The organism is Glutamicibacter arilaitensis (genome assembly GCF_044793945.1).
GTDB classification, from domain to species: domain Bacteria; phylum Actinomycetota; class Actinomycetes; order Actinomycetales; family Micrococcaceae; genus Glutamicibacter; species Glutamicibacter arilaitensis_B.
The window spans coordinates 3,842,706-3,863,845 of record NZ_CP084994.1 but is presented as its reverse complement, the minus strand read 5'-3'; the positions used below and the strand labels follow the sequence as shown (position 1 = coordinate 3,863,845).

Below are 21,140 nucleotides of genomic sequence, written 5' to 3'. Positions count from 1 at the left end.
AATGGTTCGTCCCACTATAGCCACCCGGTGAACTCAGCGGGCGTAGAAACTAGCCGCGGCCGATATAGGGCATTCCTGCAGCGGTAATCGTGAGCTGATTGACCGAGACGGTCAGAGGGCTATTGGCCAGAAAGGCTACGGCCTGCGCTGCCTGCTGCAGTTCAAACGTCGGCTCTACCTTGCGCGAGCCGTCGGCTTGCAAGGCTCCATGCGAGGTGCCGAGTTCGTCCATGATGTCGCTAGCCGTATTTCCGATATCGAGCTGCGAAGCGCAAATACCAAACGGGCGGCCGTCGAGTTCAATGGACTTAGTCAGTCCAGTTATTGCGTGCTTGGTAACCGCATAGGCCACCGACCGCGGCCGGGGCACCTGAGCGGAAATTGATCCATTGTTGATAATTCTTCCGCCGCCATGCAGCTTCATATGTTTAAATGCTTCTCGGGCGCAATTTATCGCTCCGGTGAGGTTCACCTGGCAGACTTTGTCCCAGTCTTCCTCGCTTAGTTCATCGATGGAGACCGCCGGACCGAAAGTCCCAGCATTGTTGAATAGCGTGTCGAGTCGACCAAAATGTTCGGTAGCTTTTGCAAATAAACTACTGACCATTTGCGCGGACGACACATCGGTTTGGACGACTAAAGCGTTTGGGTGGCCTTGGGACGCTTCGTGCAGAGTCTGTTCGGTGCGCCCGGCCAAGACCACATTCCAGCCTTGGGCTAGTAGCGTACGTGCGGTGGCCCGACCTATTCCGGAGCCGGCACCGGTGATAAGGATGGTGGAAGCCGGCGTGTTAGCAGTTGGCATATTTGCTCCTTTTGGCTTCCAGCCTAGTCGCAGCTGCCTCCGGCGGCCGTGCATGTGAATCGCCCGAAGCATGCATGAAGTTCTGTATGACCTGCAAAGTCGATGCAGGTAGACCCGGGAATGGCTACTAGGCTTAGGAAGACTCAAAAAAGAACTTTGGAGGAGTCCTGTGTTCCTCGACGTGCTGTTCGGTGTCTTGCCGTTGTTTTTCGTGATGCTCATTGGCTACGCGGTCAGCTACTCACCGAAATTCCCGCCCAGCGTAGAACCGGCGCTGAACGTCTTTGTCTTTTATGTGGCACTGCCGGCATTGCTGTACAAGGTGGTTGCCCGGGCCGATATAAGCCGGGGAGTTCCTTTCGATTTCCTATGGGTCACCGTCGCCTCGACGTTGGCGTTCGCCCTCATCTGCTGGGTGCTTTTTCGTTATCTGCTACGCGTAGATCGCGGGCGAAGTTTAGCTGGCATGCTCAGCACCAGCTTCGGCAATGTCTCCTATTTAGGAATTCCGGTAATCCTCGGGGTGCTCGGTAGCCAAGCCGGTCTCGCCGCAGGCATGGGGCAATTGGTTCACAACGTTATTTTTATGGTGGGTTTTCCCATTCTGGCGCAGTTGATGATGCCGGCAGGTCCGGGAAATAGGCATAAGCCCAGCGGGCGGCGGATCGCATTGACTGTTCGCAACGCACTGATCTACAGCCCGGTTACCTGGGCCATGGTGTTTGGCGGCGCAGTGGTAATTTGGGGGATACCCATTCCGAAACCGCTGGATGGCACAGTGGACCTCATAGCCGCCGCGGCCGCCCCCGGAGCGCTATTCGTGATCGGCCTTTCCTTGCGGAGGACCGTTCAGCGCACCTTGGATCGCCGCGCCGGGACGACACAAACCAAAGTGCGTGGCGCCAAGCGAACCATGCTGATCATGGTGGTTGGCAAACTGGCGGCTCTGCCCCTGCTGACCGTTTCGCTGCTCTGGATTCTCGCGCCGGATCTCGAAGCGATGTGGTTCAATACCGCGGTACTCATGGCAGCTATGCCCACCTCGGCCACGGCCTACATAATGGCTCAAAATGACACCGGCGACGGTGAGCCGACGGCGCTGGCCATCGTTATTACCTGCGCTCTGTCGGTAATCGCGCTTCCAGTTTTGGCGCAGCTGGTGCTCAAATAGGTCTTCGTAGGTGGCATTTCTCTGGACGGCTGAATGCCGCGGCGATGCAGATTGCTGGATTGCTCTCGGCATCAAGTGCGCCATTAATCGATATCTCTTGCCAGCCTCGAATTCCAGGCCCATCTAAAGCGCGCAACTTTAAGAACATAGAGACCATGCTCGGCGCCTCCGGAGCATGGTCTCTATGAAGCTTTAACCTATTTAGGGTCGGCGGATTAGCTTCTGCGCAGCAGGCGGTCTAGGAAGCTTGGCGCAGATGTGTTGATGTGTGCCCGCGGGGACATGTCAGGATCCAGGTTCTCGACTGGCTGGAACATGCCCGTCCGGAGCGCCGCGGTCGCCGAGAGGGCCCGCGCTTCCTTTGGTGAGTAGTTGATGCTAGCCGACTGGTTGGCGGTCATGGCGACCCTCCTTTTTGCGATAACTTGATTCCGTAATACGGAAGTTTATTTTTGTTCTACGAAAACAGTATGTCGGCTTAGCATGGGGCATGGCAAGGGATTTGGGGTAAAAACTTCTCTTGACCGAAATTTCGGACAATAAATCACACTTCAGAAAGATTGCCGCGAAAAGCACTTGACGGAAGTGGTGTGAGGTGGCTTACAGTAGTGGAACGAAGATTCCACGATCCAAAAACATCGAGTCGAAGCCGATAGAACCATCGGTGGTAAGGGTGTTCAGCCATCGGATCGTGAAGTAAGAAAAGAGCTGATCACCCGATGGACTTGCGCGTTTTTAACAACCTTCCCGAGGCAGATGCTGCCGCCGTCTTGCGGCCATGCCTTGATGTGGAACGTTGGATCACCAGCCTTGTTGCCGCTCGCCCCTATGCAAATAGTGCTGGGCTAACGGCTGCCGCCCAGCAAAGTGCGGCGTCCTTCAGCGAGTCTGAAATCTCTGCCGCCCTGGCGCATCACCCACGCATCGGTGAACGAGCCTCGGGGAATTCCGCCGAAGCCTCACTTTCCCGGGGTGAACAAGCGAGTCTGAATCTCGATGGTGATGTCACCTCGCGTCTCGCTGAAGCCAATCGCAGCTATGAAGCGCGCTTCAACCGGGTTTTCTTAATCCGTGCAGCAGGCCGAAGCACGAACGAAATACTCGCTGAATGCGAACGCCGCCTCGACAATGACGACGACACCGAGTTGCGCGAAGTGGCTGAGCAGTTGCGCGCCATTGCGCTTCTTCGAATGTCCAGCGCGGTCAGCGACTAAAGCCAACCCTTGAGTTCAGGAGTTCTTCATGGATGAATCGATCGCAGTGCGAAGCCACATCACCACCCACATTCTCGACACCGGGACCGGGAGGCCAGCCTCCGGTGTCAAGGCCACGCTGGAAGCCAACACGGCATCCGGCTGGCAAGAAATCGGATCCGGACTCACCGATGCGGACGGCCGCATCAAGGCAATGGGACCGACTCAGGTTGAAGCAGGACGCTACCGGATTTCCTTCGAAACCGGCGACTACTTCGGGAAGCAGGGAACGGAAACCTTCTTCCCCACGGTAAGCATCGACTTTTACGTCAATGACATAGCCGAGCATTACCACGTACCTCTTCTTATCAGCCCGTTTGCATATTCCACGTACCGAGGAAGTTAGAACCATGACTACCGAAATCAATGCCCCAGCAGGAACCAAAATTGTGCTTGGATCCAACCAGTACGGCAAGGCCGAGGTCCGCCTGGTGAAGATCACCCGCGACACCGACCGCCATCAGATTCAGGATCTGAACGTCACCAGCCAGCTACACGGCGACTTCACGGCGGCGCACACCGACGGAGACAACGGCCGAGTTGTTCCCACCGACACCCAGAAGAACACCGTCTACGGTCTGGCCCGAAATGGGGTGGATGCCATCGAAGAGTTCCTGGTTCAGCTGGGTGACCACTTCACCGGAGAATTCGAGTGGATCACCGGCGGACGCTGGGCGGCGCAGCAGTTCTTCTGGGACCGAATCAACGACCACGATCACGCCTTCTCGCAAAACAAGTCCGAAATACGCACGGCTGTGCTGGAAATCGGACCCGACGGTGAAAAGAGCATTGTCGCTGGGCTCGAAGGCCTCACGGTCCTCAAGTCCACAGGCAGCGAGTTCCATGGATTCCCGGTTGACAAGTACACAACCTTGAAGGAAACCACCGATCGCATTCTGGCCACCGACGTCACCGCCCGATGGCGCTACAACCCCGAAGCCGTCGAAGCCGGTATCGACTACGACGCCGTGTACAGCTCGGTGCGTTCGCTGATGCTGACCCAATTCGCGCAGACCCATTCGTACGCGCTGCAGCAGAGCATGTACAACATGGGCCAAGCGGTTCTTGAGGCGCATCCAGAAATTGCAGAGATCAAGATGTCACTGCCGAACAAGCACCACTTCCTAGTGGATCTGGAAGTTTTCGGCCAGGACAACCCAAATGAAGTGTTCTTTGCCGCAGATCGGCCTTATGGACTGATCGAAGCAACCCTCTCCCGCGAGGGAACCGAGGCCAACCATCCGGTGTGGGCCAATATCCCTGCATTTATCTAACCCGATGTGAGAAGGGTGTGCCGGTGCGGACACACCGGCACACCCTTTTTGGCAGCGACTGACGTAGGAGGTCAGCCTTGAGCGCTACACCTGATGAATCTATCAAAGCACGACGGCCAGAGGACGCTAGATTACCATTTGGCAAGTCATTGGCCTACGGGCTCCAGCATGTCCTGACCATGTACGGCGGGATCATCGCCCCGCCGTTGATCATCGGCGGGGCGGCGGGGTTGAGCAGCGAAGAAGTCGGGTTGCTCGTGGCCAGCTGCCTGTTCATTGGCGGCCTGGCAACCATCTTGCAGACCGTAGGAATTCCCTTCTTCGGAGCTCAGCTGCCGCTGGTCCAGGGAACCTCCTTTGCCTCGGTCGCCACGATGGTTGCCATCGTCAACGGGGGAGGAGGCATTCAAGCGGTCTTCGGCGCGGTTCTGGTTGCCGCGCTCATCGGCTTCCTCATCGCGCCGTTCTTTGCACGGGTGATTAGATACTTCCCGCCGGTGGTCACCGGGGTGGTGATTACGATGATCGGCATCTCGTTGACTCCGGTCGCGGCGAACTGGGCCATGGGAGGGAGCGCCGCGGCTCCCGATTACGGCTCCTTGCCGAACATCGGGCTCGCCGCTGGCACGCTGCTCGCCGTGCTGCTGCTTTCCAAGGTCGGCAATGCCGCAATTTCGCGGATGTCCATACTGCTCGCTATTGTGCTGGGAACCGTCGGTGCCGCATTGCTGGGGATGGCAGATTTCTCCCAGGTGGGAACCGGAGCGGTCTTCGCCTTCCCGCAGCCGTTGGCCTTTGGCATGCCGGTCTTTGAACTGGGCGGGATCATTTCAATGACCATCGTGGTCTTGGTAATCCTGACCGAAACCACCGCCGATATTCTCGCGGTCGGTGAAATCGCCGGATCCCGGGTGGATTCAAAGCGCATCGCCGACGGGCTGCGTGCCGATATGGCCTCCTCCGCGGTGGCTCCGCTGTTCAACACCTTCACGCAGTCGGCCTTTGCGCAGAACGTTGGTTTGGTGGCCATCACGGGTATCACCAGTCGCTTCGTGGTCGCAGCCGGCGGCGGTATTCTGGTGGTGCTCGGCCTGCTTCCGATCCTTGGACGTGTGGTTGCCGCGATTCCTACCCCGGTGCTCGGCGGAGCCGGAATCGTGCTCTTCGGCACCGTGGCGGCTTCCGGAATTCGTACCCTGTCCAAGATCAAATATGACGGGATGAACCTAGTCATTGTGGCAGCTTCCATCTCCTTTGGCTGCGTCCCGATCGTCAAACCGGACTTCTACTCGAGTTTCCCAACCTGGTTCGAAACCATCTTCCACTCGGGGATCTCCTCGGCCGCGATCATGGCGGTTCTGCTGAACCTGTTGTTCAACGAACTCAAAATCGGAAACTCAAAGAACTCTTCGGTGTTCTCTGCCGCCCCGCCGCGCATGGTGAAGACAGAAGAGATCTGTGGACTGATCGAGGGTGACCACTATGAAGGTGGAAAGCTCATCGATAAAGAAGGTTACGAGATCCCTGTTGTCACACCCGAAGAATTCGAACAGATTCAGACGGGGACCATCGAGATGCCTGTACCCAAAATTGCCAAAACCTCGGAGCACTGACGACGAGGCCAGAGTCGTTGAAGATGATGGTGAACCACGGGACAACGGATAATTTGCGATGCGAAGTAGCGGCTAGAGACTAGTATTCTAGCTGCTACTTCGCGGGTTTCACGTGAAAGCTCTAATAGCAAGTGCGAGTTGTAGTTAGGAGCGAATTACACCGGATGTCAGCTGATTATTAAAGCCATCAAGTCAAGGCGAGCAGGAAATTCGGTCTGGTTATCGTGCGACTAATGTCAACGGCGACAGTCCTAAAGAGTTTCGCCTTGTGTTTTGAACACCTAATACTCTTAGTATTGGAAACTGTGCATTCAGCTAATCTTTCCATCGGCGTTGATATCGGTGGCACCAAAATACTCGCGGCATTAGTGGACGAGCGCGGAAGCATCTCGGGACAGATCCATCGGGAGACTCCGCAACACGATGTCGCGGCCACGGAATACGTTCTCGCGGAACTAATCAAGGAACTCTCCGAGGGACACGAAGATCTGCCCGTCGGGATTGGCGCGGCTGGGTGGATGGACAAAAAGGGTAAGACGGTCCTCTTTAGTCCCCACTTATCTTGGCGGAATGAGCCAGTTCGCGAACGCCTGATGAACCTTGTTGGGCATGACATCACACTAGTTAACGACGCCGACGCCGCTGGCTGGGCTGAACACCGTTATGGCGCGGGCCGTGGAGAGAGCGACATGGTGTGTCTGACTCTCGGCACTGGCATAGGCGGTGCTGTCATTCTTGGGGGGCAGATCCATCGTGGAAAGTCAGGAATCGCAGGGGAGTTTGGCCACCAGGTCATTGTTCCCGGTGGGCATCGATGTGCCTGCGGTAATCGCGGATGCTGGGAACAATACGCATCGGGAAATGCGTTAGGCAGGGACGGTGCCGAACTGGTCCGGACTAAGTCGCCGGTTGCCTTTCGACTTCGAGCCGCTGTGGGCAACGATCCAGAAGCGGTCAGTGGCATCGTGGTCACCGAACTGGCGGCAGCCGGGGATCCAGCCTGCCGGGACCTAATATCTGACATGGGTGAATGGCTTGGTTTGGGGATTTCAAATCTGGCCTCGGTACTAGACCCCGGCATGGTTGTGATAGGTGGCGGACTTGGAACAGCTTCGCAACAGTTAATTGCCAAGGCAGAAGAAACCTACCGCCGAACGCTGTCTGGTCGAGGATATCGTCCATTCGCTCGGATACGTCAGGCGGAGCTGGGGCCGGCAGCTGGACTTATTGGTGCCGCCGATCTGGCGCGAGAGAACAGAAAATAACAAAATACATTGACAGGACATTAGGACTTATCTAGGCTCGTGATGTTATCCATCACGAGATCGAGGACTTGGCATGCTTCTGCGAGATAGGCCAAGCGGGGGACCTCATTGGCCGTTAGTCGTGGTTTTGGTGACTTACGCAGTAGCCATGTGTGGCACCACCATGCCCACTGCGCTGTATCCGATGCTTCAGGACGAGTATGGTCTGAGCACCGCCGCCTCCACGCAGCTCTTCGCGATATATGCCATCGTGGTCCTAGTCGTGTTGTGTACCTTTGGTTCTTTATCCGATGCCATTGGTCGCAAACCCGTAATGATCCTCGGACTACTTGCCGCGGCGGCCAGCGGAATGCTTTATGCCGTGGCGACCGAGGCACCCATGCTGTTTATGGCCCGGGTCCTCTCTGGAGTGTGCGCTGGATTAGTAACCGGAACGGCCACCGCTTATCTGACAGATCTAGTCTCCAGTTCCGCCCGCGGCGCCAGCATTTCAAGTGCGGCGAATATGGTGGGTCTGGGCAGTGGTCCAACAATGGCAGCTTTCCTCACCTTTTTCTTTCCGAGTGCTCCCATGATTGCTTTCGGCGTTCACTCGGTGCTTTCGGGCCTGTGCATTGTGCTTTTGGCACTGATCCGGGACAGTGTGCTGCACCGTGGACACCTGTTGACGCTCAGCCTTCCGCGGGTGCCTCGCCTTGCCCGGCGCGACTTTTGCGCGGGAGGTTTTATGACTCTGGGCTTCGCGGTGATGGGTGGATGTACCGCAATGACCTCAATTCTGGTAGTCCGCGCTTTTGACATTACAGACCTGCGTCTTCTGGGGTTGATTGGCTCGTTGATCTTTGCCGCCACAACCGTGGGACAGAAACTTGGCGGCAAGATTGTCAGCGAGAGAGGGCTCTTAGGTTATATCGGGTTGGGGACCGGTGCGTTGCTGATTGCTTTAGCCCCGCAGTTGGCCGGTGGCCCGGCCATGGCGGTATATCTTGCCGGGTTGATTCTTGCCGGACTTAGCCATGGCGCGTTGTTCCCGGTAGGGCTGGGGGTCGTGTTGCGACGTATTGAATTGCGCCATCGAGCTAGTGTTAGCTCGGCATTTTGGGTGCTGGGCTACGCGCTGACCGCTTTGGGTGCCTTGGGGTTAGGATGGATAGGCCAACTCGCCGGCGAATCGATGGCAGTGACCTGCTTTGGTGTGGTCATTGCGCTGTGCGCGGCGGGGTGCGCTTTGCTTCATCGGCGCTGGGTGGGGCTCCCAACCGGAGGGATACCAACTAGTATCTGAGGACAGTTTTTGTCTGTTCTAGACACGTTGACTCACGGATATCAGGCCAAGACCGTCGTGGCTGCGCTGGTAGCAATCCTCAACTTCGACACCGCATAGCACGGGCAGTAGGATAATTTCTTGCGAATACGTTGCATGTACTGGCTGATTTTTGACCCGGGGTGTATGACTTACTCCACGCCGAGAGCCCGGCGTTCACATTTCGTGAACGCCGGGCTCTCGGCGTATTTCAGTGGCGAGGACGAAACTCTAAGGATGCGCGCTCATTGGTGCGGTACTAGTTTGCTATCAGCGACGAGGTCAGCGCGGCATCGGCGTCAAGCAGCACCTTGGCAGCTACTTCGAGGCCTTCAACGGCCCCCAGCTCGGTATCTTCATGCTCGATGTTCACCAGCATCTCAGGGTCCACCTCGTGCAGGGCGCGTAGGAATTCGGTCCAGAAGGCGGTGTCATGTCCCTTGCCCAAGGCCACGAAGTCCCAAGCAGAGTTCTTCGGCCATTCGTTGGCCCACTCGTCCCCGCCGAGGTTGGTTCGGGGTTCGTCCTCGCGCAATTTACGGAAGCTGTTGTCCAGCACTCCTTGGATTGCGGCATTGGCATTGATGCGAACGTCTTTGGCAGCGGCGTGGAAGATCCATTTGCCCAAGTCGCGGACGACGGCCACAGGATCCATCTGCTGCCAGAACAGGTGTGAAGCATCTAGCTCAACGCCGATATTGCTGGTCCCGGCCCTGCTGATGAGCTCGCGGAAACTGGCAGGATTGAACACCAGGTTTTGGGGGTGTAGTTCTAGAGCGACCTTAACTCCGTGCTCGATAGCCAGCGCGTCAATGTCTTTCCAAAATTCCGCGGCGATGCCGAATTGGTAGTCCAACTGATTAAGGGCAGCCGAATTCCAGGCATTAACCACCCAATTTGGGCCGGAGGCGTTGGGTTCTCCACCGGGAAGGCCGGACATGGTGACGACTCGGGTCTGGCCAAGGCGTGCCGCCAACTTGATTGACCGGCGAATGTCTTCGGCGTGCTTCGCACCGATTTCTCGGTTTGGGTGCAATGGATTGCCGTTGCAGTTCAGCCCGTAGATTTCCACGCCACTGCCCTCAAATTGGGCGAGGAAGTCATCCCGAGTGCTGTCACTTTCCAAGATCTCATCGATGTTTGGCACGTGTACCGGAGGCAAGAATCCACCGGTGTTCAGCTCGATGCCGGTAAGCCCCTGATCGGCAATGACCTTCAGTGCTTCGGGTAGTGAGCGGTCGTGGAGGATTGCGTTGTAGACACCGAGTTTCACAGGGTGACCTTCTTTCCGTCATTGTTTGCAGACTGGACGACGGCCTGCAGGATTTGCATATTGTGCACGCCCTCGTCGAATGTTGCGTTGGTGGGAAGTGCGGTGTTAAGGCCGCAGACCTCGTCGAGGAAGGCGCGGGCCTGGTAGCCGAAGGCGTCATTCTGGCCAAAGCCGACACCTGGTGCGTCCATGGGGAGCCCGCCGCCCAGGTAAGCGTGTTCCGATCCGAGGTTCACCGTGCGATAGCCGTTGGTTGCCGAAGGTCCCTCGGTGAGCAGGATTTCGATTTCCGACGGACGCAGCTGGCTGAAGCGTGCCGCGCCCTTCTCGCAAAAGACCTCGAAGGTCAGCGTATTTGGGTGGCCGGCTGCCACGCGGGAGACTTCCAGACTGCCGGAAGCATCCGCGAACTGGACATTGAACGCCGCGTAGTCGTCGTTCTCCACCGGTTCCGATTTATCACTTAGTTCCACCAGGTCGTGTCCGGTCACGGCCCCGGCCGGCAGGAAGCGTTCGGTGATGCTGGTGCTCAGTTGACCACCACTGACCGAGAGAATGCCCCCGGCCAGGAACTCGGCGACATAGGACAGGTGGCTTCCCACGTCGGCCAATGCGCCAGAGCCGGCATCGCCCTTGAAGCGCCAGCTCATTGGAGCCTGTGGATTGTGGCCGTAGTCGGTCCAATAGCGACCAGAAAAATGCAAAACCTTGCCCAGGGTGCCATCGGTGATCAGGTTTCGGATAGTGGCGATACCCGGGGTTCGGCGGAAGGTGAAACCGACGCGGGCAATGGAGTTAGCGTTGCGGGCCGCAGTGGCCATTGCCTCGGCTTCTTCTAGGGTGTCAGCCAACGGCTTTTCGCACAATACGTGCTTGCCGGCGGCCAGCAGACCTTCAACGGCTTCGCGGTGGAAACGGTTGGCAATAACTACCGAAACGACGTCGATATCTGGATCATTCGCCACCTCTTGCCAGGAGCCCAGTGCCTTTTCGTAGCCGTAACGCTTGGCCACTTTGGCTGCGAGCTCGGTGTTCACGTCGGCAACCGCAACGTAGCGCAGCGGCGGCAGGTCGGGGCTGTAAAGGGTGGGCGCGGTGCGGTAGCCGGCGATATGGGACAAGCCGGCCATGCCTGCGCCGATGACTGCGATTCCGATGCTTTTTGTCACGGGTTCTCCTGAATGAAAGTTAGTAGAGAGAAATTTTGGAGCGCTCCAAAAAAGTGTAAAGCCGAATCCAGGCGGCGGTCAAGGGGTCTTGAGTGGAGATTATCTACGCGGTGCGAGCAGGGGCGCAGGTGCCGCGTTCAACTAGTGCTGGCTCCAGCGACACCTTTTGCGATGCGCGTTCAGGGTCCGCGAGCCGGGAGAGTACCTGTTCGGCCACGTGCATGCCGAGCTCGCGGTTGCGACTGTCTACGGTGGTCAGGCGCAGGAGGTGCGTGTCGGAGAGTGGGGAGTTGTCGTAGCCGATAATCGAAAGATCCTCGGGGACCGAGAGACCATTCTCGCGGGCCGCGGCCAAGGCGCCCATGGCCATCGAATCATTGCCGGCCAAGATGGCGGTAATTCCCGGGTTTTCCTGCAAAAGCTGCTGAGCACACTGGTAGCCACTGTCTTCGGTGGTCAATTCGCTCAGGGCCATGATGTGCTCGTCCAGACCTGCCGCGCTCATCGCGTCCCGGTAGCCATTGCGCCTGAGCATTGATGCGCCGCCGCCGCCGCCGATGTGCCCGATGTGCTTATGCCCCAGTGAAATCAGGTATTCGATGGCTCGACGTGCGCCAAGCCGGTCGTCGCTCGCGGAAATATCCGCTCCGGTCACCTGTGTTGCTCGATTTCCTGCCACGATCACCGGAACTTGGGAGGGGAAGCGCATGGCCGGTGTGGGCTCGGTGGCCAGGACCAGGGCCTCGACGCGGGTGCTGAGAAATCCATCCAGCGGGTCTGACTCCACGTGCGCGTTCAGCGTGCGGTCCGAGACGGCGATGCGCAGTCCGGCGTTGCCCAGTCCCTCTTGCAGTCCGCGAAGCAATTCGACAAACCAGACGTTGGTGTAGTCATCGATCACCACGCCGACGGTCTGGCTGGTGCCGCCGGCCAGTGCGGCCGCGGCTTGGCTCGGGCGGTAGTTCAGCTGCTCGATGGCAGCCAGCACCGCGGCGCGGCGTTGCTCGGAGACGCTGGGGGAGCCGCGCAGCACCAAGGAGACAAGCGACTTGGAGACACCGGCTGCTTGGGCGACATCGTAGATTGTCGCGCGGCGGTGTTCTAGTGCCATGGTGCCTCCTGGGTTTGGTCCGGGTTCTCGTTAAGAGCCTAGCGTTCCGCCCGCATCGAACGCGGCACCGTCAGCTTCGGAGTAGGAATTCCAAGCCGCTCAGGTCTTAACGTCAGGACATAGTTATCCATGGAATCATAAACTTCGTCGACTTGGCCTGGTCAATATCCGCAGAATTTCAAGGTTTTTCACCCACAGTGTTACTCATGTTGTAAATATGTCAGTACAAACCTTTGACAGGGATAGATCCATAGTGCAAAGTATTTCTTGTGGCACCGTTCACATCTTCGGCAGCTGGCCGATCCCTGAACTTCTGACTCGAAAGGACGTCGATCTGCGTGACCTACGACGTACTCACCCTCGGACGCATCAGCGTTGACGTCTACCCGAACGACATCGGTGTATCCCTCGCGGACGTGAACTCCTTCAGCAAGTATCTCGGTGGCTCTGCCACCAACGTCGCAGTGGCAGCTGCCCGGCACGGCCGCACGGCTGGGGTGATCACCAAAATCGGTGACGACGACTTCGGCACGTTCCTGGAACGTGAATTGGATCGTTACGGAGTGTCCCGCGCACATGTAACCCGCGATGCCAGCCTGCAGACGCCAGTCACCTTCTGCGCCATCATGCCACCAGATGACTTCCCGCTGTACTTCTATGGACGCTTCCCGATGGCGCCGGACTGGAACATCAAAAGCAGCGACATCGACTTCCGCACGGTCAAGAACTCCAAGATTTTCTGGAGCACCGTCACCGGCTTGAGCCGAGAGCCTTCGCGCACCGCGCAGCTGGCGGCCTACGAGGCCCGCCCAGCCGGCTCGCTGGCCCCAGGGCAGTTCACCATCCTGGATTTGGACTACCGCCCAATGTTCTGGGACTCGGTTGAGCAGGCCCGCGAGCAAGTAGCCCGGGCTCTGCCCTCGGCCACAGTGGCCATTGGCAACGATACCGAATGCTCGGTAGCCGTTGGCGAAGGAACCCCTGATGAGCAGGCCGACCGCCTGCTGGAGGCCGGGGTGCAGATCGCCGTGGTCAAGCTCGGCCCCGAAGGCGTCATGGCCAAAACCCGCACCGAACGCGTGGTTTCCGCGCCGGTTCCGGTGCAGACCGCCAACGGACTAGGCGCCGGAGACTCCTTCGGCGGAGCTTTCTGCCACGGCTTGCTCTCTGGTTGGCCGCTGGAACAGGTCTTGGACTACGCCAATGCCGCTGGGGCCATCGTGGCCTCGAAGGTCGCCTGCTCCGACGCGATGCCGGACCCAGAAGAAGTGAACGCCCTGCTGGCCGAGCGCGGCCGCACCGTCCCCACCTCCCAGAAAGACCTGGTCTAGTTATGAAACAGGCATCCGCACCGCACGTGGACCGCGAAGACCCGCGCCGCTACGAATCCATTACCCGCCAGCGACTAGAAGACCCGGCAGCGGTGCAGCGCGCCGCCTCGCTGCGCCAGAAGCATGCCGGCCCGGTGCTGGGCCGGCAGAACTTTATCATCGCCGCCGACCATCCAGCCCGCGGGGCCCTGTCCGTAGGCAAACGCGCCACGGCCATGGCCGACCGCCGCGAACTGCTTGACCGGCTGCAGATCGCCTTGCAGAACCCGGCCTGCGACGGGGTCCTGGCCTCGCCGGATATCCTCGATGATCTGCTGCTGCTGGGCGCACTGGAAGGCAAGCTGGTTTTCGGCTCGATGAACCGCGGCGGGCTTGCCGGCCTGGTCAACGAGATTGATGACCGCTTCACCGGGCATAGTGCAGCGGCCCTGGCCGCCTTGGGCGCCGACGGCGGCAAGATGCTCACCCGGATCAGCTACGAGGATCCGGACACCGTGAAAACCCTGGCCGCTACCGCCGATGCCGTGTCCGATCTGGCCCGGCACCAGCTGGTCGCCATGGTCGAACCGTTCATCTCCAAGCGGGCCGAGGGCAAAGTAGTCAACGACCTGCGCCCGGAGGCAGTGATCAAGTCCATGGGCATCGCTTCCGGACTGGGCGAAACCAGCGCCTACACCTGGCTGAAAATCCCCGTGGTTCAAGAAATGGAGCGGGTTATGGCCGCCACCACCCTGCCCACGGTTCTGCTCGGCGGGGATCCCGCAGGCAGTCCCGACAAGGTGTTCGCCTCCTGGCAGGATGCACTGGCTCTGCCCGGAGTGCAGGGACTGACCGTGGGCCGGACCCTGCTGTATCCCGAGGACGGGGATGTGGCCGCCGCCGTAGCCACGGCAGCCTCGCTCTTGAACACCACCACACCTGTACGCAGCTGAGAAGGACAAAGCTCGATGACTACACGCAGAATGACCGTTGCTCAGGCGGTCGTAGAATTCCTGGGACGACAGTACACGGTGGATAACATCGGTGGAGCTGCTTATCGTGAGCGCCTGATTCCAGGAATGTTCGGCATCTTCGGTCACGGCAATGTCGCCGGAGTGGGGCAGGCCCTGAAGCAGTGGCAGCTCAAAGACCCGAGCCTCATGCCGTATTACCAAGGTCGCAACGAGCAGGCACAGTCGCATCAAGCGGTGGCCTATGCCCGGCATACCCGCCGCCGCGCCACCTATGCCGTCTCCACATCCATCGGTCCTGGGTCCTCAAATCTGTTGACCGGTGCGGCTCTGGCCACCGCTAACCGTCTGCCTGTATTGCTCTTGCCCAGCGATACCTTTGCCACCCGTGCCGCTGATCCAGTACTTCAGCAATTGGAAATGCCACACGGCTACGACATCACGGTTAATGATGCTTTCCGACCACTATCAAAGTACTTTGACCGGGTCACCCGGCCGGAACAGTTGGCCAGCGCACTGCACCACGGTCTGCGCGTGCTCACCGACCCCGCCGAAACTGGTGCGGTGACCATCTCCTTGCCGCAGGACGTCCAGGCCGAGGCCTTTGATTTCCCGGAAGAGTTTTTTGCCGAACGCGATTGGAAGATCCGCCGCCCGGCCCCGGAAACAGAAGACATAGCTCAGGCCGCGCAGCTGATTCGTGCTGCCAAGCGCCCGTTGATTGTTGCCGGTGGCGGAGTGCTTTATGCCTATGCGACCGAGGAGCTTGCAGCCTTCGCTGAGGCCACCGGAATTCCGGTGGGCAATACTCAAGCCGGCGTTGGCGCCCTGCCCTGGGACTCGAAGTATTCGCTAGGAGCCATTGGTTCCACCGGTACTTCTGCGGCGAACGCGTTGGCCGCAGAAGCGGATCTGATTATCGGTATTGGTACCCGCTATGAGGACTTCACCACGGCCAGCCGTACGGCCTTCCAAAACCCTGGGGTGAAGTTCGTAAATATCAACGTTGCCGCACTTGATGCGTACAAGCACGCCACGGTGCTGCCGATCGTCGCGGATGCTCGCAAGGCGCTCATTGCATTGCGCGAAGCGCTCACCGGGTATCGAGTGGAAGGCGCTCTTGAGGTGTTCACCGCCCAAGAGAAACAACGTTGGGATGCGACCGTGGATGAGGCATTCGCCGAAAGGCTTAGCCCGTTAGTCAGCCAGAATGCCATTATTGGTGCAACCAACCAGGCCATGGATTCCCGCGACGTTGTAGTTTGCGCGGCCGGATCTTTGCCCGGAGACCTGCATAAGATGTGGCGGGTTTCGGACCCCTTCGGATATCACGTCGAATACGGTTTCTCCTGCATGGGTTACGAAATCGCCGGTGGGCTGGGTCTGAAGCGTGCAGTACTTGCGGAGACCGCGCGCGGCGCGGAAAACCGTGACGTAGTGGTCATGGTCGGGGACGGCTCTTATCTGATGATGCACACCGAACTGGTCACCGCAGTGGCCGAAGGGATCAAATTGATCACGGTGCTCATCCAGAACCACGGTTATGCCTCCATCGGATCGCTCTCCGAATCATTGGGATCCCAGCGCTTCGGCACCAAATACCGTGCACTAGACACCCAAACGCACTCCTTCGACGAGGGGCAAACGCTGCCAATCGATTTGGCGCTGAACGCCGAATCATTGGGAGTCAAGGTCATAAGAATTGCCCCCGGAGATCGGGCCATCGAGGATCTCTCGACCGCCATTGCCACCGCAAAGGCAGCGCCGGAAGGATCCGGCCCAATCCTCATCCATATTGAATCGGATCTCTACGCCGATGCCCCTTCCAGCCAGTCTTGGTGGGACGTGCCGGTCAGTGAAACATCCGAGCTGGATTCCACGGCGAAGGCCCGTGAAGTCTACGAAAACCACAAGGCACGACAGAAGCCTTACCTAGGCTAAATCGCCGCGCGTTATCGCCGATCCAACACTTTTTCGCTACTAAAGGAAGACGAGAGCTAATCATGAGCACAACCGCCACCGAAATTACCGACATCAAGCACTTCATCAACGGACAGCCAACCGCGGGCAACGGAACCGCCACCCAGCCGGTTTACAACCCTGCGACCGGCGAAATTACCGGTCAGCTGCACTTGGCTAGCGCCGAAGACCTGGCTCAGACCGTGGCAGCGGCCCGCGCCGCCGCCGACAGCTGGGGCGAGGTCTCCATCGTCAAGCGCACCAAGGTCATGTTCCGCTTCCAGCAACTGCTCACCGAGCACACCGATGATCTGGCCCGCTTGGTAACCAGCGAGCACGGCAAGGTACTCTCGGATGCGGCCGGCGAAGTAGCCCGCGGTATCGAGGTCGTGGAATACGCCGCCGGAATCTCCCAGTCACTCAAGGGAGAATACTCGGACCAGGTATCCACCGGCATAGACGTGTTCTCATTCCGTCAGCCACTGGGCGTAGTTGCCGGAATTACCCCGTTCAACTTTCCGGTCATGGTTCCCTTGTGGATGGCGCCAGTTGCCATCGCTACCGGCAATGCCTTCATCCTCAAGCCATCCGAGCGCGACCCTTCGGCTGCGCTGTTGATTGCCGAGCTTTTTAAGCAGGCAGGGCTTCCCGACGGAGTATTCCAGGTACTGCATGGTGGCAAGGAAACTGTAGATGGTTTGCTGTCCCACCCAGATGTGGACGGAATTTCATTTGTCGGATCAACACCCATTGCCAAGTACGTACACGAGACCGCAACCAAGTACGGAAAGCGCGTCCAGGCGCTGGGCGGTGCCAAGAACCACGCGGTCATCATGCCGGATGCGGATATGGAGCAGGCTGCAGACCATATCAATGCTGCGGCATTCGGCTCGGCAGGCCAGCGTTGCATGGCGATCTCCGTGGCCGTGGCCGTTGGCGAGGCCGCTGACATCCTCGTGGACAAGCTAGCCGAACGAGCCCGTGGCGTGAACGTCTCCCACGGCTTTGATGAAAAAGCAGATATGGGACCGGTCATCACGCCGGCATCAAAGACTCGCCTGCAGAAGATCGTTGGCGAGGCCGAACAGGCCGGTGCCGCGCTCATCTTGGACGGTCGAGACCTGGTGGTCAAGGACCACGAAAACGGGTTCTTCGTTGGCCCGACCATCTTGGACCGGGTGAACCAGGAAATGAGTGCCTACACCGAGGAAATTTTCGGTCCGGTACTCGTGGTGCTTCGTGTTGATTCCTTGAATGAAGCCATCGACGCGGTGAACGCCAACCCATACGGCAACGGCACCGCAATCTTCACCTCCTCCGGTTCGCACGCTCGTAACTACACCCGGCGTATCCATGTGGGCATGGTCGGGGTAAACGTTCCGCTACCGGTACCGGTGGCATGGCACTCATTTGGTGGTTGGAAGAATTCACTGTTTGGCGAGCACCACATCTATGGCCCGGACGGTGTGCGTTTCTACACCCGTGGCAAGGCAGTAACACAGCGTTGGCCGGAGCCGGCTCAGCTATCCACCGCCTCGTACAACTTCCCCTCAAATTAGGTTCCTGCACTGCAACTAATTTCCATCGTGCCGATGCCGGCCAGTAATCGGTCGGCATCGGCAATGAGTATTGAAAGATTCTGGTACATGCCATGGCACAGAACATCACCATCGGAACTGCCCCCGACTCCTGGGGCGTCTGGTTTGCCGATGACCCGAAGCAGACCCCCTGGCAGCGCTTCCTCGATGAGGTGGCCGAGGCCGGCTACAAAACCATCGAACTAGGCCCCTACGGGTACCTGCCCACCGACCCCGCCCAGCTGGCCGATGAGCTGGCAGCCCGCGACCTGAACGTCTGCGCCGGCACAGTCTTCACCGCCTTCCACCGTGGCATCGACGGCAGTGCCAGTGCATGGGAAGAAGCCTGGGAGCCAGCCCGCAAGGTGGCCGAACTGACTGCCGCCATGGGCGGGGAGCATATTGTGGTGATCCCGGCCATGTGGCGTGATGACGTCACCGGTCAGGCTATCGAATCGGGCACATTGGACGCCACGGCCTGGGATTCGCTTGCCAAGGGCCATGACCGGTTGGGCAAGATCCTGCAAGAGGAATTCGGCCTGAAACAGCAGTTCCACTCCCACGCCGACTCGCATGTCTGCGGCCAGAGCGATATCGAGAAGTTCCTTGAACTCACCGACCCGCAGTTCACCACCCTGTGCCTGGATACCGGACATGCCGAATACGGTGGAGCTTCCAGCGTGGATCTGATCCGCCGCTTCCCGGAACGCATCGGCTACCTGCACCTGAAGCAGATCAACCCAGACATTCTGGCCACGGTGCGCGCGCAAGATATGACCTGGGCTGCGGCCAACCTAGCCGGGGTCATGTGCGAACCGCCTTCCGGGCTGCCTGACCTCAATGAGGTCTTGGCGGAAGTGGAGAAGCTGGGCCGCCCGATCTTCGGCATTGTCGAACAGGACATGTACCCGGTCGCTGACTTCACGGTGCCACTGCCCATCGCCACCCGCACGCGCGACTACCTGCTCAGCTGCGGCTCGCACACCCGCGTCTAGGCCAGCTTGCCTAACGCAAACCAGGACCACCAAAAAATCTTGAAAGGACACATCGTGCCAGAAATCCTGCGCGTCGCCGTTGTTGGAGCCGGACGCATGGGCGCCGACCACATCCAGCGGATCCACCACCGCATCTCCGGCGCCGAGGTGGCGGCCGTTGTCGACATTGACACCGACCGGGTCAACGCTGCCATCGACGGCATCCCGGGCGCCAAGGGCTACACCGACCTGCCCGCGGCGCTCGCCGACGGCGAGGTCAACGCCGTACTGCTGGCGACCCCCGGTTTCCTGCACCACGATGCGTTGCTGACGGTGCTTGAAGCCGATATTCCGGTGCTGTGCGAAAAGCCGCTGACCCCTGATGCCGCTTCCTCCTGGGAGATCGTCGAGGCGGAGGCCAGGCTGGGCCGCAAGCGTATCCAGGTGGGCTTCATGCGCCGCTTTGACGCCGAGTACCAGCAGCTGCGCCAGCTGATCGAGGATGAGAGCCTGGGCGAATTGCTGGTGCTGCACCACCAGCATCGCAACCCCTCCACCCCGGAAGGCTTTACCAATGAGATGCTGATCAACGACTCGGTGGTCCACGAGTTCGATGCCATTCGCTACTTCACCGGCGAAGAGATCACCTCGGTGCAGGTGCGCTTGGGCAAAGCCACCCGCAATGCACCCAATGGCCAGCACGACCCCCAGCACGTGCTGCTGGAAACTTCTGCAGGAGTGCTCGCCGACGTGGAGATCTACGTCAACGCGAAGTTCGGCTACGAGGTGGCAACGCAAGCATCATTTGAAGATGGCATTGTGTCCATCGGCAATGACGCTGGACCGTATGTGCGTACCGCCGGGCAGTGGGGCGGGAAGATCACCCCGGGCTTCGAGGAACGTTTCGGCGCTGCCTACGACACCGAGATCCAGTCGTGGGTCAACGCGGCGCTGCGAGGGGAATTGGGCGGACCGAGCGCCTGGGACGGCTATGCCACCGCGGCGTGCTGCGAGGCCGGAGTCGAGGCCCAGCGCACCGGCGATAAGGTGGCAGTCAAGCTGAACAGCAAGCCGGATCTCTACAGCTAAGGGCATCATGAAATACGCATTGGACCCGACCCCGTTCCATTCCACCCATTCGCTGCTCCAGTTCCCGGAACTGGCAGCGGAGCTGGGCTATGACTGCATCCAGCTGACCCCGCATGCGGACATGATTCCGTTCTTCACCCACCCCAAGGCCGACGATGACCTGGTCGCGCAGCTTGCGGCCCAGTGCAAGGCCACCGGGGTGGGGATCGCTTCGGTGCTGCCGGTGCTGCGCTGGTCCTCGCCCGAGGAGAATTTGCGCCAGGCCGCGGTGCGCTACTGGAAGCGCGCCATCCAGATTGCCGTTGATTTAGGTGTGAACCAGATGAACACTGAATTCTCCGGGCGGCCAGAACGTGCCGAGGAGTCCGAGGCCGCGTTCTACCGCTCCATGGAGGAGCTCGTGCCAATCATTGAGCGCGAGGGCATCAACGTGGCCATTGACCCGCATCCGGATGATTTTGTCGAAGAGGGCTTGGCCGCTTGGCGGGTAATCCGCGGAGTGAACTCGCCGAATCTGTCCTTTGCCTACGTCGCCTCGCATTCCTTCCACATGAAGGACGAGCCGCTGGAAATCATGCAGGCCGTGGGGGAGCGGCTGCGAGTGGTGCACGTGGCCGACACCATGAACCATCATGCATCGCACGGATTGCGCTACATCACCAATCCGCCGGGCAATGCTGTGCGCGTGCACCAGCATTTGAAGCTTGGCGATGGAGATGTGAACTGGGATGAATTCTTCTCCGGCCTCGTGGCCAACGGTTTTGCCGACCGCCAGGAGAGCGTGATGGTCTCCAGCGTCTTTGCCGAGAACGAGAACGCCGTCGGGGTCTCCAAATACCAGTTGGAGCAGATGCGCAGCCGTGTAGCTTCTGCCCAAGCTGCGAGTTCCTAGCAAATCAGGCAACGCTGAGTTGCAGGATGACGAAAGCCGAACCCTTGCGGGTTCGGCTTTCGTCATCCTGCCCGGGCGTCATTCTGGGCAGTGGACGGATCAAGAAAGAGCCGCAAAATGCAGCGTTGATC

At 59.2% G+C, this 21,140-nt stretch carries 19 protein-coding genes; 14 read left to right on the top strand and 5 right to left on the bottom strand.

Annotated features, from left to right (window positions below; genetic code table 11):
- Window positions 1–49 precede the first annotated feature (49 nt).
- Window positions 50–805, bottom strand: a complete 756-nt coding sequence (locus LG294_RS17950) for an SDR family oxidoreductase (protein ID WP_404288188.1) — start codon at window positions 803–805, stop codon at window positions 50–52.
- Between the two features lie 169 nt (window positions 806–974).
- On the opposite strand from LG294_RS17950, the gene LG294_RS17945 reads away from it, so the two are divergent.
- Entirely contained in the window at window positions 975–1,976 is a 1,002-nt protein-coding gene (locus LG294_RS17945) for an AEC family transporter (protein ID WP_404288186.1), read from the top strand.
- Between the two features lie 215 nt (window positions 1,977–2,191).
- Here the strand turns inward: LG294_RS17945 and LG294_RS17940 are convergent, their stop codons facing one another.
- Window positions 2,192–2,377, bottom strand: coding sequence for a hypothetical protein (locus tag LG294_RS17940; protein WP_404288184.1), 186 nt, complete (start codon window positions 2,375–2,377; stop codon window positions 2,192–2,194).
- A 318-nt stretch (window positions 2,378–2,695) separates the two neighbouring features.
- Here LG294_RS17940 and uraD point away from each other — a divergent pair, with 318 nt between their 5' ends.
- From uraD to LG294_RS17910, 6 genes are all read left to right on the top strand, one after another.
- Window positions 2,696–3,190, top strand: a complete 495-nt coding sequence (gene uraD, locus LG294_RS17935; RefSeq protein ID WP_404288182.1) for a 2-oxo-4-hydroxy-4-carboxy-5-ureidoimidazoline decarboxylase — start codon at window positions 2,696–2,698, stop codon at window positions 3,188–3,190.
- A 28-nt stretch (window positions 3,191–3,218) separates the two neighbouring features.
- Entirely contained in the window at window positions 3,219–3,575 is a 357-nt protein-coding gene (gene uraH, locus LG294_RS17930) for a hydroxyisourate hydrolase (RefSeq protein WP_404288180.1), read from the top strand.
- A gap of 4 nt (window positions 3,576–3,579) precedes the next feature.
- Window positions 3,580–4,503 carry a factor-independent urate hydroxylase gene (gene pucL, locus LG294_RS17925; RefSeq protein ID WP_404288178.1) on the top strand — a complete coding sequence of 308 codons (924 nt, stop codon included), beginning with the start codon at window positions 3,580–3,582 and terminating at the stop codon, window positions 4,501–4,503.
- Between the two features lie 77 nt (window positions 4,504–4,580).
- The gene (locus LG294_RS17920) at window positions 4,581–6,116 is read left to right on the top strand and encodes a nucleobase:cation symporter-2 family protein (RefSeq protein WP_404288176.1); all 1,536 of its coding nucleotides are present in this window, start codon (window positions 4,581–4,583) and stop codon (window positions 6,114–6,116) included.
- 305 nt (window positions 6,117–6,421) lie between these two features.
- Entirely contained in the window at window positions 6,422–7,381 is a 960-nt protein-coding gene (locus LG294_RS17915; RefSeq protein ID WP_404288174.1) for an ROK family protein, read from the top strand.
- A 130-nt stretch (window positions 7,382–7,511) separates the two neighbouring features.
- Complete coding sequence (locus LG294_RS17910; protein WP_404288172.1) at window positions 7,512–8,666, top strand: MFS transporter; 1,155 nt, start codon at window positions 7,512–7,514, stop codon at window positions 8,664–8,666.
- 277 nt (window positions 8,667–8,943) lie between these two features.
- Here LG294_RS17910 and LG294_RS17905 read toward each other — a convergent pair whose 3' ends face one another.
- The 3 genes from LG294_RS17905 to LG294_RS17895 form a co-directional block, all read right to left on the bottom strand.
- On the bottom strand, window positions 8,944–9,957 hold the full coding sequence (locus LG294_RS17905; protein WP_404288170.1) for a sugar phosphate isomerase/epimerase family protein: 1,014 nt from the start codon (window positions 9,955–9,957) through the stop codon (window positions 8,944–8,946).
- Entirely contained in the window at window positions 9,954–11,126 is a 1,173-nt protein-coding gene (locus tag LG294_RS17900) for a Gfo/Idh/MocA family protein (protein ID WP_404288168.1), read from the bottom strand. The genes LG294_RS17905 and LG294_RS17900 overlap by 4 nt, the downstream gene beginning before the upstream one ends.
- 103 nt (window positions 11,127–11,229) lie before the next feature.
- Window positions 11,230–12,237: a LacI family DNA-binding transcriptional regulator gene (locus LG294_RS17895; protein ID WP_404288166.1), complete on the bottom strand. Its 1,008-nt coding sequence runs from the start codon at window positions 12,235–12,237 to the stop codon at window positions 11,230–11,232.
- A gap of 338 nt (window positions 12,238–12,575) precedes the next feature.
- Here LG294_RS17895 and iolC point away from each other — a divergent pair, with 338 nt between their 5' ends.
- The 7 genes from iolC (at window position 12,576) to LG294_RS17860 (ending at window position 21,009) form a co-directional block, all read left to right on the top strand.
- Window positions 12,576–13,568, top strand: coding sequence for a 5-dehydro-2-deoxygluconokinase (gene iolC, locus LG294_RS17890; RefSeq protein WP_404288164.1), 993 nt, complete (start codon window positions 12,576–12,578; stop codon window positions 13,566–13,568).
- A gap of 2 nt (window positions 13,569–13,570) precedes the next feature.
- Window positions 13,571–14,500 (top strand): deoxyribose-phosphate aldolase, encoded by a 930-nt coding sequence (locus LG294_RS17885; protein ID WP_404288162.1) that lies wholly within the window; start codon window positions 13,571–13,573, stop codon window positions 14,498–14,500.
- A gap of 30 nt (window positions 14,501–14,530) precedes the next feature.
- Complete coding sequence (gene iolD / locus LG294_RS17880) at window positions 14,531–16,459, top strand: 3D-(3,5/4)-trihydroxycyclohexane-1,2-dione acylhydrolase (decyclizing) (protein ID WP_404291826.1); 1,929 nt, start codon at window positions 14,531–14,533, stop codon at window positions 16,457–16,459.
- 62 nt (window positions 16,460–16,521) lie between these two features.
- Window positions 16,522–18,036, top strand: coding sequence for a CoA-acylating methylmalonate-semialdehyde dehydrogenase (locus tag LG294_RS17875; protein WP_404288160.1), 1,515 nt, complete (start codon window positions 16,522–16,524; stop codon window positions 18,034–18,036).
- Window positions 18,037–18,128: 92 nt separating this feature from the next.
- Window positions 18,129–19,049, top strand: coding sequence for a sugar phosphate isomerase/epimerase family protein (locus tag LG294_RS17870; RefSeq protein ID WP_404288158.1), 921 nt, complete (start codon window positions 18,129–18,131; stop codon window positions 19,047–19,049).
- Window positions 19,050–19,103: 54 nt separating this feature from the next.
- Window positions 19,104–20,117 (top strand): Gfo/Idh/MocA family protein, encoded by a 1,014-nt coding sequence (locus LG294_RS17865; protein WP_404288156.1) that lies wholly within the window; start codon window positions 19,104–19,106, stop codon window positions 20,115–20,117.
- Between the two features lie 7 nt (window positions 20,118–20,124).
- Complete coding sequence (locus LG294_RS17860; protein WP_404288154.1) at window positions 20,125–21,009, top strand: sugar phosphate isomerase/epimerase family protein; 885 nt, start codon at window positions 20,125–20,127, stop codon at window positions 21,007–21,009.
- Window positions 21,010–21,140: the final 131 nt, after the last annotated feature.